Below are 17,103 nucleotides of genomic sequence, written 5' to 3'. Positions count from 1 at the left end.
GGTTGAGCTTGTCGAAACCACCGCGTCGTGAACCACTCATTATAATGAATTCATTTCGAGCACAGCGAGAAATCTCAGACCTTCCGCACACTTGAGATTTCTCACTTCGCGTTGCCCCGTTCGAAATGACCCCCATTTTAGTTTGTCACTCCGGGCGATGAATAACGCTCGTCAAGCTCACTGCGGAATCCTGTACGCCCCAAAATAAGGTGGTTGAGCCCGTCGAAACCACCGTGTCGTTGCCAATAAACTTAAAGAAGTCATTCCGGCTTGTCCGGAATCTGAATGCCCTTCACTTAAAAGAGTCATTTCGAGGTGTTGATGTGCTCGTGAAGCTCACTGTGGAATCCCTCATGCAATGAATTCGTGGCTCACTTCAGTTTCCCGACGCAACGCTGAAGCGACTTGCGAGAATGATAGTAAGGATATCCAAGAAAAAATAGATCATTTCGGTAAGGAAGCGCATTCGGAATCATTCTAAACCTTAGATTTCCGAGAAAACAATAAAAAGATTGCAGGAAGAATAGTAAGTACAAGGAGTGTGGAAGAAATCATCCCACCGATTGTCCCGATTGTAAGCCCGTACCAAACGCTTGATTCTTCGGCACGAATTAAGATTGGAATGAGGGAAGTGATGGTTAAAAATGAAGTGATTAGAATCGGTCGTGTTCGTTCATAAGTTGCTTGAACAATGGCATCAATCCATCGACTTGGATGAAGCGATTGGGTATTTTTTATAAGACGATCAATTAAAATAATTGAATTATTTACCGTAATTCCACCTAAAAGCAATAAAGAAATATATCCGCCCCTGCCAAAATTCGCATCAAAAAAATAAAAACTTAAAAATACACCAATAAGAGCCATCGGTGCTGCCAAAATAATTAAAAATGGTTTGGAAAAGGATTCATAAAGCGCAGCTGAAACAATAAAAACAATAAAAAGAGATAATAATACTGCAAAAATAAAATCCATATAATTCCTTTCTGAAAAAAGGAAAAATCCTTCCTGCTTTAAATTAATAGTATAACCCGGCGGAAAGGGAAATCGTGATGCAACTGCTTCAAGATGACGCTGCCCATAATCATATCGACCTTTATAGTCAAAAGTAATCCAACGTAGATTCTGCTGATTTTCTCTTAAAATATGGGATAAAACGGATTGCTTTTTTATTGATAAGTAATCGGCGAAACGGCTTTGCTTCTCATTATCAACATAAGATTGATTCAAAAAATCCTTTGCGGAAAATCGCGGGGCTTGAGAGAGAGTGAGTTCAGCAGGAAAAATGCGTCCATTTAAATGAACCATTTGATAAGAAAAAACATCGTCGCTTTTCTTTCTTATGTTTTGAAATAAATTGGTTAAAGAGATATTTTCATGAAATAGTTTTTCTCGATTTATTGATAAAGCGAGTTCTTTCCCGACCTCATAAAAACCATACGCCTTATCAATTTTGCAATTATCGATACGGGGGTTTTTCTCTAATTCACCCTTAAACTTTTGAGAAAGTTGTTTCAATTCCTCGTAGTTATATCCTGTAATTTTCACGCGATAGGTTGAAGTTTCATTTCCACCGGAGTAAAAGCCCGGTCCAAACCCATAAACTCCAACATTCGCCCCGCCAACACGTGCAGCAATCGCGGTTAAATGCCCTTTCAGAATATAAGGGAAATTGGCAGGCGCATCTTTTGAAAATGAAACCGTGATGGTTGATTCAGTTGTATTAATTTCTGTAGTGAAATTTGAAATACCTGTTGAATATTCTGAGAGTGGAATTTCAAAACAGCGTGCAATTTCGTTCAGCCGTTCCGGGCTTGTTCCCTGCGGGGCAGTTATATCCACAGTTAGGAAAGTTTCTTCTCCAAAACCAAAGAATTCAGCCCGTGAGACATAATGATAAAATAAATATGAAGATCCGCCTAAAACGTAATTAAGAAACGGCTTAACGGTTAAAAAAGGGTCACTTCCTAACGTTGAATTATAGGATTTCTCAAATAAAGTTGGATTTATACTTCGATCATCGCCTATTTTTTCGGGTAAAAGATAAATCGGAAAACCTATTAATAGAGCAGTAAGAGTTATAAACCGCTTCGGACGATTTAAGATATAAATCAAAACCAATTTATAAATATCAAATTTGAAATTATATGGTAATGAATGATGAATTTGCCGATCTTTTGCAAATTGATATACAAGTGTAGGAATAAGGGTGAATGAAATGAGAAGAGATGACAGGAGAGAGACAGAAATTGAGGTTACAAATTCAATAAAATAAAGGCGTATTTCATCCGGGAGAAATAAAACCGGTAAAAGCGCCCCGATGGTGGTGAGTGTTGAAGCAAGAACAGGGAGAAAAACTTCGATGGAAGCCGCGGCAATAATGGCATCGCGATTTCTATCCAATGTAAGTTTTCTTTCGATATTATCCATTACCACAACGGCATTATCGGTTAAAATGCCAAAAACAAGAATCATTCCTGCAATCGTGATTAAATTGAGGCTAAATCCTAACGCAGAAAGAACTAAGACGCTTGCGGCAATTGAGAATGCTATGTTAAGCAATACAATGAAAGTAAAATGAAGATTCCGCAGAAATAAAAAGAGCACGAGAGAAAGCAGAATTAAAGCAAGAAAAAAATCAACTCGTAAATGACTCAGTTCACGGCGAAGCGGTTCAGTGCGATCAAGGGCTTTAATATAATTTAGGTCAGTCAATTCAGAGTTTAGGATTCGATCAAGAGTGACTTGAATTTTATCAGCGAGTTTTAAGCTGTTTGAAGTTGCTTCACGGTTTATATAAAGTGTTACGGCGCTTTTTCCATTAATTCGAAAAAAATTATTTTGCTCGGGCATTTTAATTTTAATTTTTGCAAAGCTGCCCAATAAAATAGCTCGGGAGATTCTCTCTTTAGATGTATCGGAGGTCGATTTAATTACCAATTGCTCAAGTTCTCGAAGATTGCGAAATTCCTGATGAGACCGCAGAGAAAGGGTGTGCTTATTTTCAATGATGGTGCCATACGTTTTTTTATCTGATGAGGCATAGAGGGCATTTTCTACATCAGAAATGGAAACTCCGAAAGATTTCATTAGTGCTTCATCTAACTCAATTTCAATGAGTTCTTCAGCAGCACCAAAGAGGGTCATCTCTCCAATTCCATCAATAGGACTCAGTGCCGGAATCAGCAATTGGTCAATCGTCTCTTTGATTAATGCCGGAGAGGTGGATAAATTACTTTTGGGATAAAATTGATAAACTAAAAAGCCTTGTAAATCTCTAAATTCTTTTGGCACAAATTTTTCTAAAGCCGGGCGTGAGACTCCCGCCGGGAGCTTTTGCCACAAGGCTTCAAGTTGTTCCATCAATTCGATTTTTATCAGATTCTGGTCAATTGACTTTTCAAATTCTAACTGAACGACCGACGAGCCTTCGCGGGTTGTAGAATTCACTTTTTTAACTCCGCGAACCGAAGACGCAACCTCTTCAATTGGAGCTGTAACCTGCTCGGCCATTAATTCAGGAGAAGCACCGCTCCAAGAAGTTCGTATGGAGAGACGGGGAAACTCCGCTTCGGGTGCTGTCGATATGGGTAAGCGAATGGCAAAGAAAATAGCTAATCCCAAAATCAAAAATCCAACCATAGAAAGGGCTACCGGCCGATGCAAAAGAGATTTGAGAAAGTGATGCATAAGTTGGAGCAAATGAACTTGTGAGAGTTAAATGGTTGACTTTTTATTTAATTATATATTACAAATTATTTATGAAATACAAAAGTATATTTTATTTCACTAATCATCAGATTAAAATACTGGTTCTTACTTTAAGCATATTTACAGTTAATGACGTTATTTATGGTCAAACGCAATGTATCCCTCTCTTAATAGAAACAATTACATTCAAAGGAAAAAATAATAAGGAAATCCTTATCGGTGAGATAACCGCAATTAATATCAATTCTAAAGGGATGATAGCCCTTGCAGATAGTAAAACAAAGAAAGTTTTTCTGCTTAATAAAAATGGTGAATTGATTAATGAAATATCAGATCAAGAAATTGATGCAATCGACCCCGGAAGAGGGAAACTTTTTGCACCTGAAAGAATTATAATTAATAAAGATGATGACATCTATGTTCAATCACCGATTAATCACCTTGGGTACTTGTACCGTTTTAATTCAAACTTAAAATTTATTGAAAAATATGAATATAGTAACATCAACAATGGACACTCATTCATTTTTAATCAAAAAGGAGATTTATTTAGTTATATCATTTCAGATTCAGAAAAGCCCTTATTGCTTATTCAAGGAAAACAAATCGTAGAAAAGAAAATTGCTCTAGATGATGAATTTAAGAACATTAGTCGCAGGAGGCCTATTCAAAATGCTCATGCTCTTGAAGAAAATGGGAATATAATAGTGGGTTTTTCTGGGTCACATAAGATTCACGTTTATGATAAAAATGGGACTAAATTATATATAGTAGATAACAAGCCAAAGGAATTTATTGAACCTGTAAAAGATTACCCCGATAAAATAACTACACATAAAGATTTTCAAGAGATTGCGCGCAATCAAAGCAGTTGGATGATGGGGATTTATCTCATTGATAAAAACGCTCTTCTAAGGCACTTTGTGAATAAAGAGGGTGAGTATTACGATGTCATTGATTTAAAAGGAAAAACAATTTGCGAGACGAAAATTCTAACAGAACGATTTCTTTTTGCCAAAAACGGATATGTTTATTCCGAATTTAGACAAACAAATGGGAATAGGGAAGTGAATCCACAGATAAATATGTATAAAGTGAAGCGAAAGTAACAACGTAAAGTTCTTAACCAAAGTGAGTTGTAAAATTCATTGCCTTTTCTTAAGTTTTGGAAACAACACACAACCAAAACAAATCAACCTCTATGCTATCCTCACTTACTCCCGTTAACGCATTTCAGAAAAATAACAACAGAAAACAACCCGAGACGGCCTCGCGCCATTTGGAATTAAATACCGTGTTTGGCTGGGCACACGAAGCGGAATACAAGGTGGAACGCGTTGCTAAAAAACTGGATGTTAGCCCAAAACACTTTTGGCAGTACTGCGCCACGCATTATCACAGCGCGCCAAAGGCACTAATCGACCTTGCACGTGCAAGTAAATTCATAAATCTTATACAGGAGCAAAGCGAAGTGAAGTGTGTGATGCTGAAAAAACTTCTTGGCTTTAAAAGCGAAAGCACATTTCATGCGTTTGCTTACAGAGTCTTTCACTGCTCACCTGAACAAGTGAAACTAAACCCCAAATTAGCAACAGAAATTTTGGTTAAAAAGATAAATGAAATATTAGATAAGTTGCCAAAAAGCGATGACGAAAGCAGAAGGGAAGAAAGGGAGAATGATAGAAGAAAACCGAAAGAGAAAACCGAAAGAGAAAACCGAAAGAGAAAACCGAAAGAGAAAACCGAAAACGATTTTCCTTGACAAAAAAGAAAAGAAAAAGTAAAATGAGGTAATTCCTCAAGTGAAGGAAGACTATTTTATAACTAAAATATTAACAAATATGAAAAAGAAGATTTTTCTCAGTTCTATCGCGGTGCTGTTTGCTTTAGCAAGTTCAACACTAATTGACATCCAGTCAGCACAAGCTGACGGAACAAAGCCAAAAAAAAGATGGAATTTCACGAAAGATACTTGCTCGAGCGGAAGCAATGAATATTGTGTTGACGAGATAATTGTAACCGGAAATCAATAGTATTAGGGGGGTTAAATTCCCCCTATTTAATTAATCACATGAAAAGATACATTGTAATTATATTTTGTTTAATCGTTTCCTGTAAGGAAAATAAAAGTAAACATAATATTAGCTTAACGAATACAAATAAAATTATATTGAACGAAAAGGAACGTAAGATTGGTTCGTTAGCAAGTGTATTAATATCAAAAAATGAAGAAGTATTTCTGCTAGACGAATCCGCGTCAACAGTTAACGTATACTCAACTGAAGGTAAGTTATTGAATGTGTATGGGAAGAAAGGATCGGGCCCTTGTGAAATAGAAGAAGCATCAGAATTTTGTATTGACAGCATTAATAATAGGCTAATAGTTGTAGAAGGAGGTAAGGGATTAAAGATAATTCCATTAAATAGTAAAAAGGAGGATTCTAAATCTATATTTATTAAGGATGATGGGTTTATGGTTGTTCACGGTTATATCTCTATTGATAAAAATGGTAATTTAATTTTAACATCATTTTGGAATCCGAAAGATATTAATACTAATTTAATTGTAATAAATGAGGATGGTATAGTGTTATCTAAATTTAATTTCTTACCCAGTGGTTATGAAAAATTTGGATTTGGAAAGGAGAATTGGCATGATTGTAATGAAAAAAACGAATTTGTAGTGACTTTTCTGAAATCACCATCATTATTTGTAGGAAATTTAGAAACAGGTATAGTTAATGAATATTCGTTTGAAAATCTCAAAGAAAAATATATTTCTGAAAAAAGAAAAAGTAAAATGAGTCTAAAAGAAAGTATCAAAATAAATAGAGAGGAACGGATGAATTACACTGTTAGGTTTGTAAATGATACAATTATTGCAAGAGCTACACATATTAGTACAGAAGCATCCTCAAAAAATAGAAGCTTTGTACAACGAGCAGAACAACGGGTTGAGTTTATTACTACAAAAGGTGAATATCTTGGAGAAACTCTAATAAATGGAGTATTGAGATGCATTTATAACGGTCAACTTGTTATAGAGGAGTCTGATGAGCCGGATAATAGAATACTTGGCTTTTATAGGGTAAAAATTACTGAAAAATAAAATAAGGTGTGAAGAATAACTTATTGGTCTTCGGTTTTGTCTTCTTTTTTACATTCTCTATAATCCTTACTTTAAGGATTATTTTAAATGCGAAAAGTATTGAAGGTAGAAAAATTGAAACTAGTCAATCCCATTTTAATTTTAGTCGATGGCTTCAAGAAATTCCCATTAACTTACCTAAAAATGTTTCTGTTCTTATTATTGGTTCAGACGATAATGGTTGTAATTTATGTCTCTATGAGGAAATACAAGATTGGCAAAAATGGTTAAAAAAGGATTCGATAAATAATGTAAATAAGATTTTTTTACTTTTAGAAACATCAAGACCAAAAAGAGCAATTCGTGAACTTGAAGTTGCCGGTATCACTTATTCCATTTTGATTGATAGTACAAAAATAGCTAAAATTCTAGGTATTACAGATTATCCTAGTGTTATTTTTGTAACTAACGGTCGAGAAATAATGCGATATGTACCTGATATAAATAATAGAGAATTGACAAAGCAAATGCAGCAGAAATTTGATACGCTTTTAAGCAACATGAGATTTTAAATAAAATTTTACAATAAGGTGTTCAAAAAAATGTGAAATATCTCCCTAAAATTATTCAATACTTCCTTGCTTTAGTTCTTGTCCTTTCTTTCATCGGAAAAATTCAAGACCTTTCGAATTTTGAGCTTCAGGTGAAAACGATATTTATCATATCCGCAGAAAGCATTGGGTATTCTAAAGCCGATACTAAAGTGATAGTTGAAAATGGAGCACTAATTTTTGAGTTAATTACCCTTGCTGTCCTTTTCGCCGAATTGCTGCTTGCTCTCCTCTTATGGCTAAATCTTTATACAAGAAGTGCTTTACTTCTTTTAATTGCACTTTTTGGTTTATTTAGCCTTTCTACGGCAATACTTCTATCCAATCCAGCAAGTGAATTCCTTACCTGCGGCTGTTTCGGGAAATTGTGGGAAGAGTCGCTATCTGGTTGGGCTCTGGTGAGAAATGCTCTCTTAATTGCAATGGCGGTTTATGTTTATCGCTATTCACCTAAGGTAGTAGAAATCGATAAAAGCGATAGCCCATTCAGAATGAGAGAAAGGTTCTAGAGATGACTTGCATATTTCCTTGAGGTTTATTAAGTTTTGGAATCAACTCAAACACCAAAATAAATTTACCTCAATGAAACCCACTGTTTCTCCGGTACGCTCACGAAGCATTACAAGTCAACTGACCCAACTCACCACTGCAAAGAGTGGAATATCTCTAAACAACCTTTTTAGGATAGCGCAAGAAGCGGAATATAAAGTAGAACGCGTGGCAAAGGCACTTGAGAGTAGCCCTTCTCACTTTTGGCAGTATTGTGCGACAACCTTTCATTGTACGCCAAAAGTCCTCTTAGACCTTGCACGAGGAGATGCGTTCATAAAACGAATAATGAGTGAAAGAGAGATAAAATGTGTTCTCCTTAAAAAAATGCTTGGGTTTAAGAGTGATAGTGCATTTAACGCTTTTGCAGCCCGCGTATTTAGCTGTACACCCGAGACCGTAAAGTTTAACCCCAAAAGAGCAAAACTGATTTTAGAGCAAAAGCTCAGTGAGATAGAGGATAGATTGAAGATAGGCGATAATGAAAGAGAGGGGAAGAAAAGGAGAATGATAAAAGAAAACCGAAATGCAAAACCAAAAGAGAAAACCGAAAGAGAAAACCGAAAGAGAAAACCGAAAGAGAAAACCGAAAACGATTTTCCTTGACAAAAAGAAAAAGAAAAAGTAAAATGGTGTAATTCCTCATGTGAAGGAAGTGTTTTACAAATAATTAAATTGTCATAACGATGAAAAAGAATAATTTCAGTTTATATGTGTTTCTAGGAACAGTAGCTTTAGCTTTAGTAGTTAATTTAACTACAATTACTGATGCAAAAGCAAATAGTGGCAAGCCAAAATACTGTTACAAGTCTAACCCAAATCATCATTGTGGAAAGGGTGGAAGTATTTCATGTGGACAACATCAATCAAATGGCAATCAATAAAATAAAATTTAAGCAGGTTAATAATATGTTAACCTGCTTAAAATATTAAATATGAATAGTAAGTTAAATATCATAAGCTTAGCTGCATTGATACTAATAGAAATACTTTTTTGCAGTTGTAATCAAAAACATAAATCAACAGAAAAAGAAATTGAATTTGCATTATTAGTAGAAAAAAAAATAAAATTAGAAGAAAGCACAAAACCAATAGGATATATAGGTGGTGCTTTAGTTACGAAAGATTCTCTGCTATATATACTAGATTATTCAGCATCGGACATAAAAATTTATAATCTTAATGGAGGTTTAGTTAACTCAATGTTTAGTAAGGGAAATGGTCCTTTAAATTTAAGAACTCCAAGGAGTTTTGCCTTGTTTAATGATAAAGTAATTGTGGGTGATGTAGGATTTTACTCATTTAAGCTTTTTAATAATAATGGAAAAGAACTGAAAACAAGTATTTTTATCAATGGAATAAGACCTATAGGTGGTGATACAAAGTTTATTGATGTTAATTCTATTTTATCAACAGGCTTTTGGGATTATGAATTTAACGGTGAAAGTAAAAGTGCGTCTAATTCCTGTATTATTTTTGATACAAGTGGTAACATTAAAAAAAGATTTGGAAAGTATCCTCTACAATATGAAAAGTTTAAATACTTAGATGGGTCATCATTTTTAGATATAAATAATTTTGGTGATTTTGTAATTGTGTACTCACAATCTCCTGACATTTCAATTGGAAATATTTACCGTGATAATATATTTGAATACAAATATCCTGAAATTGAAGGAAAATATATAATAAGTGATCTTGAAAACGCAAAACCAACGGAAGAATTTTGGAATCAAGTAAACACAAAAATATTTTATAATACTGGTGTGCATTTCTTGACCGATTCACTGATAGTTCGTTCTCTTTCAAGGCATAATATTGAATCGGTAAAATCCGGTTCTTTTGTTAGTGCAGAAAATTATATTGAACTGTTTACAATAGATGGTAAAAAAATCAAGGAATTCAAAACTGATGGCACACTTATTGCTGTGCAAAAGAAAACAAATCTATTATTTTTTGAATCAAGTGATTTACCTGATAACCGAATTATTACAATTTGTAAAATTAAAATCCATTGATGAAAAATACTATCTATATTATTCTCTCTCTCTTATTAATTATTTATACACTTTTCAATGTGTTAAATAGAAATACATTTGTAGAAACAAGTGAGATAGATATTGAAAGTAAATTCAATACAAATTCTTTATCTTATAAAGAAGAGTTTATTGATTCATTAAAATTAATTGATAAATTCGGTAATAAATTTGAAATTGGGGATGGGAGCAGAGAGATTTTATTTGTATATAGTGATAATATTAACGAGGGTTGCAGAGAATGTCTTGGTCTTGAACTAAATGATTGGGAAAAATTTAGCAATCAATATAATAAAAAATTCATTTTCTCATTAATCATAAGTAAACCAAGAAGTAAGTTGAAATTAGAACAAGAATTAAAAGTGATTGGTTATAAAGGAGCTATATATTATGACGAAAACGGAAAATTATATAATTCGCTGAAACTAAAGTGGTCTCCTGCTATACTGATTTTTGAGAAAAAGAACCTTTATAAACTTTATATTGGCGATATGAACGATAGAAATAAAACTCAGGAAATTTTAGATAAATATCAAACAGAAATATTAAGTGCCAAAATATAAGGTCAATTGAATATTGGTGTTTCTGTGAAAATCATGAAGTTTTATCTTATTCAGACAAATTGAGTTTAATAAATCATTTTAATAAATTATTTTTGGACTTTATTGAAAATTGTGGCAAGAGCCGCTTTCAGGTTGGTCGTTGGTGAGAAATGGGGTGCTTATGGCTATGGGGGTATTTGTATATCGTTTTACTCCCAAAGAAACGGATACCAACTCCTTAAGGTTGAATATATTAAGTCAAGGATAATGATATGAAAAGTCATTAGGAAGCAATTGAATTTTCTCTTATAAATTATTCCAATATCCCCTTATCTTATAAGTAAACACAAAACTAGTAACACCTGAAAACCCTCTTTTGTCAAGTTCATTATGCGATCTCAGTTACTTCGTTATTTGATTGGTACTATTCTGATTATTGTGGTTTTAAGTTGTTCAAAAGAAACGGAGCGTACACCAAAAACCGAGACAGCTCTTCCCGAGATTCGAATTGAACCCCTAAAGGTTAAAACAGAGCAAGCACGTAAACGAGCGTTAATTCAATCGGTAACCGCAACTGGAGTATGTGAAGCCATTCAACGGGTGCAAATATCCGCTCGAATTGCTGCCGAACTCCAACGCTTAGATGCAAAAGAAGGGCAATATTTCCGCGCCGGTGATACCCTTTTGAAATTGAATGACCGTGAATACCGGATTACACTCCAAGAAGCGAAAGATGACTACCTGAAAACCCAAAGCGATTATGCAACACAACGGAATGATTACGGTGGTTTAAGTTCCTCTAAGGAATGGAAAGAAAAATTAAATGAACTTCGGCGAAAACTTTCGAACGCAACTGAAGCCTTTCGAAAAGGTGAAGTGGAAATCAAAGAAGTTGAAAAGATAAAGGAAGAAACGGAATTGGCTGAAATTTTAGCCGGTGAAAAACTTGACGATGTACTCAGAACACGAACCGGATTTTCAGGAGCAAAAACACGGCTGCAACGTGCGGAATTGAATTTTCAAAATACAGCCATTCTTGCCCCATTTGATGGTTATGCTTCGGGTATTCGGGTGTCTCAAGGGCAAGTGTTATCCATCGGGCAGGCCTGTATGGAATTTGTGAATTTATCACGGATTCGGGTGGAAGTAGGCATATTGGAGAAGGAAATTCCGATGATAAAAATTGGAAACCGTGCGCGAATCATTTTAGGGGCTTTCTCAGGAGATACCCTTATCGGCAATGTTACGGCAATAAGTCCTGTAATTTCCCTCGATTCCAAAACAGCAAAAGCCGTCATCGAACTTCCGAATACGACCTTCAAGATAAGACCCGGGATGTATGCCACGGTTTTAGTCGAAGCCGCGCGATACGAAAATAAACTTGTGGTTTCCAAAAGAGCGATTCTGGAGCGAGATGGGAGGAAAATCATTTTTGTTTTGGAGAAATCGGCAGATGGAAAAGAATTGGCTAAATGGAACTATGTTGTAACGGGTTTAGAAAATGAAACGGAAGTAGAAATTAAAGAAGGCATTAAGGCAGGGGATGAGGTTATCGTAGAAAACAATTTCACCCTCTCGCACGATATGCCTGTGACTAAAATCCCCTAAGCGAAAATGCATATTGCCGAGCTTTGCCAAAAAAGACCAATCGCAACGCTTATGGTCTTTATCTCATCCGTTTTGGTTGGGATAATTTGCTTTCAAAAGCTGAGTGTCAATTTTCTCCCCGATATTTCAACGCCACGCTTAACGGTAAAAACAACCTACCGCAATGCCTCGCCTGATGAGGTCTCGCGGCTCATTACAGTGCCGATTGAAGAATCAATGAATACGCTGCAAGGCGTCAAAAATATTCGCTCGCTTACGCGCGAGGGAATGGCGCTCATTCAGGTTGATTTTTATTGGGGCACCGATATGAATTATGCCTTTATCGATGCAAGAGAAAAGCTCGATCGATTGAAAGCACAACTGCCCAAAGAAATTGACCGACCAACCATTTTACGGGTGGACCCGGCAAGCGAACCGATTATGATGCTCGTCATTTCGCCAAAGCGGGATTCACTTCCGAAGGAGATGAGCAGTATAAAAAACACGCAGCGAGGGCGGAGCAAAATAGCAGAACTTGCCAATGCTGTGATTAAACGCAGAATTGAGCAGCTTGAAGGCGTGGCGCAAGCGGCAGTTTTGGGGGCGCCAACCCGCGAAATGCGAGTGAAATTAAATACGGTTGCAATGAATTCGCTTGGCCTTTCAATCGCCGACGTCTCGCAGCAATTGGCCGGGCAAAATGTCATTCTTTCGGGTGGAAGCCTGCGTGATGGAAATTACCGCCTTCCTCTGCGGCTTGAAGGGAAATTAAAGACGCGGCAAGATATTGAACGCGCGGTAGTAGGCCGTACGAAAGATGCCCGAGCGATTCTCCTCAGTGATATCGGAACGGTGACCGACGACTTTGCCGCCCCAAAAGGGCTTTCGCTTTGGAATGAAGAAGAAACGATTCAAATCTTAATCCGAAAAGAATCGGATGCCAATACTGTAGCCACTGCCGAAAAGGTGCGGGAAGTTTTAAGGGTGTTAAAAGGCGAGTTGCCCGCCTATGAGATTGAGGTCATTTCAGATCAATCTAGTTACATTAAGCGTGCCATAGATGATATCATTGGCGCCATTTACACCGGTGCATTTCTGGCCTTTTTTGTGCTCTTCTTTTTTTTGAATGAACTTCGCTACTCCGCAGTCATTGCAATTGCAACCCCGCTTTCAATTATTCTCACATTTATTTTTCTCTACGCGTTCGGTGTCGATTTAAACATCATCTCACTTACGGGAATTGCCGTCGGTATCGGGATGCTGGGTGATAATGCCATTATTGTGGTTGAAAATGTCTCGCGGCTGTGCGATGAAGGAATGGAGCGGCGGCGGGCGATTATTGAAGGTGTGAAAGAAATCAATCTGGCGGCGGCAGCTTCTACCTTTACCAATGTGGCAATTTTTTTGCCGGTGATTTTTACCGACGGAATCGCGCGGGAGATTTTTCGGGATATGGGTTTGGCAATGACCTTTTCGTTGCTTTCTTCGCTCATCATTGCCATTTCATTGGTGCCGGCACTCCTTAGTTTGGGTTTTGGAGAAATCAACCTATTAAATTTCTCGCCACGCTTGCAAGCCATATCCGAAAAGATTGCAACCAAGCGAATGAAGATTCAATTACGGTTGATTGAAGCGTATGAAAAACTTTTGAAGAAAATTTTGTTTCATCGGGGTAAAGTGATTTTAGGGTCGTTGGCAGTGTTGGGGCTGACGGTGTATTTAGGCACATTTATTCCGGTTCAAATCGTACCGAAGTTAGCGCATAAAGAGCTCACCCTCACCTTAATGTACCCTGCGGGGTTTTCATTCGAATCCATCACTGCTTCGGTCAAAGAAACTTCGCGGGCACTCCGCAAAGAAGCGGGCGTGAAAGCGGTTAGTGCGGAAATCGGGCAAGTATCTGAAACGGAATCGATTTTTTCGTTGGATGAATCAAGAACTACCCATTCAGCTTTTCTAACTATTTCACTTCAAGAAACGATGAATGACAAAGTAGAAGAGGAGAAATTGGAAGAAAAGAATGTAATAGAAGGGTTGCGGAAAAAATTGGAATCGCTGTCAAGTAATACGGCGTTCGAATTTTCGTTGCATCGAAAGCAAACCACGCTCGAAAGAATATTCCGTCCCGAAAAGGATGATTTCAAAATAAAGATTATCGGAAACCAAGTTGATGAGCTTCAGCGCTGTGCCCCCGCAGTAGAAAAATTGGTGAGAGAAATTCCGGAAGTAAAAGACATTCGAACAGGAAAGGAAAAGGTTCAACGAGAGCTTTGGGTGTCGCTGAATCGTGAATCGATTGCTCGCTACGGCTTGCGTGCAAGTGATGTGGAGCGTTTTCTGGAATCGGCGACAGGTGGCCTAAATGCAACCGTTCTGCAAGAGGCGACTGAAAAAATTGCCTTAACACTTTACTTGGAAAATGACTCTCCGAAATCTGCCGAAGAGTTACTGTCAAAGCGAATGAAAACCCCTTTTGGCGATATTGAACTGCGTAATCTTCTCACCCTTCAGCCGATTACCTATTATGGTGAGCGGTTTCGGGAGAACGGGAAAAATCAACTCGTACTCAAGGCCAATGCAGCGGAAGGGGCATCGGCTACGGAAGTAAGCGCAGTGATTGAAGAGCGGATTAAAAGGGCTGGGATTTTACCGACCGGACTCAGAGTGGAAATCGGGGGAGAAAATGAAGAAGTGAAGTCGTCGTTTAAGAGTCTTTTTATCATTCTCCTGCTTTCGCTTCTTTTGGTGTATATGATTTTAGCGGCTGAATTTGAATCGTTGCTTTATCCTTTAGTTATTATGCTCACAAGTCCGTTGGCAGTGGTTGGCGCAATTATTTTGATGATGATTCTTGGAGAAAGTTACAACTCTCTTTCACTGATTGGGCTTGTGATTATGATTGGGGCGGTTGATAATGATGCGGTAATTGCCACCGATTTCATTGTGGAATTGCGTCGAAACGGTTATTCACAAAGTGAAGCCATCTTTCTGGGCGTTTCCAAGCGACTTCGATCAATTGTGATGACGACGGTAACAACAGTCATCGGAATTGTGCCTTTGCTTTTTAGCGGCGGAAGCGGCTCGGAACTCGGCGCATCGATTTCAACGCCTTTAATCGGTGGTCTGATATCAGCTACCGTGTTTACGCTGGTCACAATTCCGGCAGTGTTTACTTATTTAGATAAGCACAAAAGTTCTTGAAGCATTGATTTCCTTAATCTGCTCAGGCTTACTTAATGATCCCCTTCACAATGTCATTCCCGCAAGCTAAGCGCGTCCGGAATCCTGCACGCGAAATAAAATGATGCTCACACAAATTCTCGACGCGTCACTTCGTGACTTGCGAGAAAGACATGAAAGGTATTACACACTTGAGATTTCCCAACCTTCTTCAAACCGCGTTGCTCAGTTCGAAATGACTGAAAATTAAAACCAATATCGCGCAAGAGGTGTATATTTGCGGCACTTTGCGTATTCATTTGTTTTCAAACGCTAATCACTGAAATTATGTCTCATAAGGAACCAAAGAAATTTACCCATTCCTATCAATTTGATTTTCTCATTGTTGGCTCCGGACCGGGCGGCTATGAAACCGCGATTCGCGCGTCCCAATTGGGCTACAAAGTTTGTGTTGTCGAAAAAGAAACCACGCTTGGCGGCGTTTGTTTGAATTGGGGATGCATTCCCACCAAGTCTCTTCTAAAAAATGCAGAGATGATCAATGGACTCAAGCACGCCGCAGAATTTGGGGTCAAGATTGATAAGTATGAAATCGACTTTAAGAAGGTGATTGAGCGAAGTCGCGGCGTGGCGTCGCAAATGGCGAAGGGCGTGGAGTTTTTGATGAAGAAGAATAAGATTACGGTGAAGAAGGGCTACGGGACTTTGAAATCGGCGCACGAGGTGGAAGTTGCCGGAGAATCAAAAGAAACCGTAACGGCGCAGCATATCATTTTAGCGACCGGAACCAAAGCCCGCTCCATTCCTTCCGTACCCGTTGACCGCAAACGAATCATCACGAGTTATGAAGCAATGATTCTGCCGGAAAAGCCGGAATCGCTCACGATTATCGGTGCCGGCGCAATTGGCGTTGAATTCGCTTATTTCTATAACGCTGTGGGAACAAAGGTGACCATCGTAGAAGCCCTGCCGCAACTTCTTCCGAATGAAGATGAAGAGATTGCCACCATTTTGCAGCGCGAATTCAAAAAACAAGGGATGACCATTTATACCGGCGCGAAGGTGGATTCAGCAACGGCCGAAGGCGATAAGGTGAAAACGGTTGTCACCGATTCCAATGGCAATAAGCAAGAGCTCATTTCGGACTATACCCTTGTCGCTATTGGTCTTACGGGAAACATTGAAAATCTTGGCCTTGAAAAAGTGGGCGTGAAAACCGATCGTGGATTTATTGTCACCACAGGGTTTGGGAAAACAAGTGTTGAAGGCGTTTATGCCATTGGCGATGTTGCCGGCGGCATGCTTTTGGCGCATAAAGCCTCAGTTGAAGGCATCAATTGCATTGAAGCCATTGCCGGGTTAAATCCCTCGCCGATTGACCCGCTTGAAGTTCCGGCTTGTACCTATTGCCAGCCTTCGGTGGCGCACATCGGTTTAACAGAAAAGCAAGCCAAAGACAAGGGTTATGAAGTAAAAGTGGGCCGATTCCCCTTTAAAGCATCGGGAAAGGCGACCGCTGCCGGCGAAACCGCAGGAATGGTAAAACTTATTTTTGATGCCAAGTATGGCGAAATGCTCGGCGCGCATATCATCGGTCATGAAGCGACGGAAATGATTGCTGAACTTGGAATCGCCAAGAAGTTGGAAGCCGACGCGCATTGGATTCATAAAACCATTCACGCACATCCCACATTTTCGGAAGGGGTTAAAGAGGCCGCCGCTGATGCGTATGGCGAAGCGATAAATATTTGATTGACTAAAAATTGGGGAGGAGAAATCCTCCCATACTTTTCCTTTCA

General features: G+C 38.1%; 16 protein-coding genes. 14 read left to right on the top strand and 2 right to left on the bottom strand.

What is annotated here, in order from left to right; all coding sequences use genetic code 11:
• Nucleotides 1–177: 177 nt before the first annotated feature.
• The gene (locus SFU91_03580; GenBank protein MDX2128097.1) at nucleotides 178–309 is read right to left on the bottom strand and encodes a hypothetical protein; all 132 of its coding nucleotides are present in this window, start codon (nucleotides 307–309) and stop codon (nucleotides 178–180) included.
• Between the two features lie 168 nt (nucleotides 310–477).
• Complete coding sequence (locus tag SFU91_03575; protein MDX2128096.1) at nucleotides 478–3,690, bottom strand: efflux RND transporter permease subunit; 3,213 nt, start codon at nucleotides 3,688–3,690, stop codon at nucleotides 478–480.
• A gap of 71 nt (nucleotides 3,691–3,761) precedes the next feature.
• Between SFU91_03575 and SFU91_03570 the strand changes: the two genes are divergently transcribed.
• The 14 genes from SFU91_03570 (at nucleotide 3,762) to lpdA (ending at nucleotide 17,056) form a co-directional block, all read left to right on the top strand.
• Nucleotides 3,762–4,820, top strand: a complete 1,059-nt coding sequence (locus SFU91_03570) for a hypothetical protein (GenBank protein MDX2128095.1) — start codon at nucleotides 3,762–3,764, stop codon at nucleotides 4,818–4,820.
• Nucleotides 4,821–4,912: 92 nt separating this feature from the next.
• A complete protein-coding gene (locus SFU91_03565; GenBank protein MDX2128094.1) occupies nucleotides 4,913–5,473 on the top strand; it encodes a helix-turn-helix domain-containing protein in 561 nt (186 codons plus the stop codon).
• Nucleotides 5,474–5,552: 79 nt separating this feature from the next.
• The gene (locus SFU91_03560; GenBank protein ID MDX2128093.1) at nucleotides 5,553–5,744 is read left to right on the top strand and encodes a hypothetical protein; all 192 of its coding nucleotides are present in this window, start codon (nucleotides 5,553–5,555) and stop codon (nucleotides 5,742–5,744) included.
• A 38-nt stretch (nucleotides 5,745–5,782) separates the two neighbouring features.
• A complete protein-coding gene (locus SFU91_03555; GenBank protein ID MDX2128092.1) occupies nucleotides 5,783–6,820 on the top strand; it encodes a 6-bladed beta-propeller in 1,038 nt (345 codons plus the stop codon).
• An 8-nt stretch (nucleotides 6,821–6,828) separates the two neighbouring features.
• Nucleotides 6,829–7,371: a hypothetical protein gene (locus tag SFU91_03550; GenBank protein ID MDX2128091.1), complete on the top strand. Its 543-nt coding sequence runs from the start codon at nucleotides 6,829–6,831 to the stop codon at nucleotides 7,369–7,371.
• Between the two features lie 32 nt (nucleotides 7,372–7,403).
• Nucleotides 7,404–7,919, top strand: a complete 516-nt coding sequence (locus SFU91_03545; protein ID MDX2128090.1) for a hypothetical protein — start codon at nucleotides 7,404–7,406, stop codon at nucleotides 7,917–7,919.
• A 73-nt stretch (nucleotides 7,920–7,992) separates the two neighbouring features.
• Entirely contained in the window at nucleotides 7,993–8,565 is a 573-nt protein-coding gene (locus SFU91_03540) for a hypothetical protein (GenBank protein ID MDX2128089.1), read from the top strand.
• A gap of 80 nt (nucleotides 8,566–8,645) precedes the next feature.
• Nucleotides 8,646–8,843, top strand: a complete 198-nt coding sequence (locus SFU91_03535) for a hypothetical protein (GenBank protein ID MDX2128088.1) — start codon at nucleotides 8,646–8,648, stop codon at nucleotides 8,841–8,843.
• Between the two features lie 51 nt (nucleotides 8,844–8,894).
• Entirely contained in the window at nucleotides 8,895–9,977 is a 1,083-nt protein-coding gene (locus SFU91_03530) for a hypothetical protein (protein ID MDX2128087.1), read from the top strand.
• Nucleotides 9,977–10,558, top strand: coding sequence for a hypothetical protein (locus tag SFU91_03525; GenBank protein MDX2128086.1), 582 nt, complete (start codon nucleotides 9,977–9,979; stop codon nucleotides 10,556–10,558). Before SFU91_03530 ends, SFU91_03525 begins: the two co-directional genes overlap by 1 nt.
• A gap of 369 nt (nucleotides 10,559–10,927) precedes the next feature.
• Complete coding sequence (locus tag SFU91_03520) at nucleotides 10,928–12,145, top strand: efflux RND transporter periplasmic adaptor subunit (protein MDX2128085.1); 1,218 nt, start codon at nucleotides 10,928–10,930, stop codon at nucleotides 12,143–12,145.
• 6 nt (nucleotides 12,146–12,151) lie between these two features.
• Complete coding sequence (locus tag SFU91_03515) at nucleotides 12,152–15,325, top strand: efflux RND transporter permease subunit (GenBank protein MDX2128084.1); 3,174 nt, start codon at nucleotides 12,152–12,154, stop codon at nucleotides 15,323–15,325.
• A gap of 100 nt (nucleotides 15,326–15,425) precedes the next feature.
• Nucleotides 15,426–15,554, top strand: coding sequence for a hypothetical protein (locus tag SFU91_03510; protein MDX2128083.1), 129 nt, complete (start codon nucleotides 15,426–15,428; stop codon nucleotides 15,552–15,554).
• Nucleotides 15,555–15,631: 77 nt separating this feature from the next.
• On the top strand, nucleotides 15,632–17,056 hold the full coding sequence (lpdA, locus tag SFU91_03505; protein MDX2128082.1) for a dihydrolipoyl dehydrogenase: 1,425 nt from the start codon (nucleotides 15,632–15,634) through the stop codon (nucleotides 17,054–17,056).
• The last annotated feature ends 47 nt before the right edge of the window (nucleotides 17,057–17,103 follow it).

The organism is Chloroherpetonaceae bacterium, assembly GCA_033763895.1.
In the GTDB taxonomy this organism is placed as follows: Bacteria; Bacteroidota; Chlorobiia; order Chlorobiales; family Thermochlorobacteraceae; genus JANRJQ01.
The sequence above is the reverse complement of the archived record's forward strand: the minus strand, read 5'-3'. Positions and strand labels throughout refer to the sequence as shown.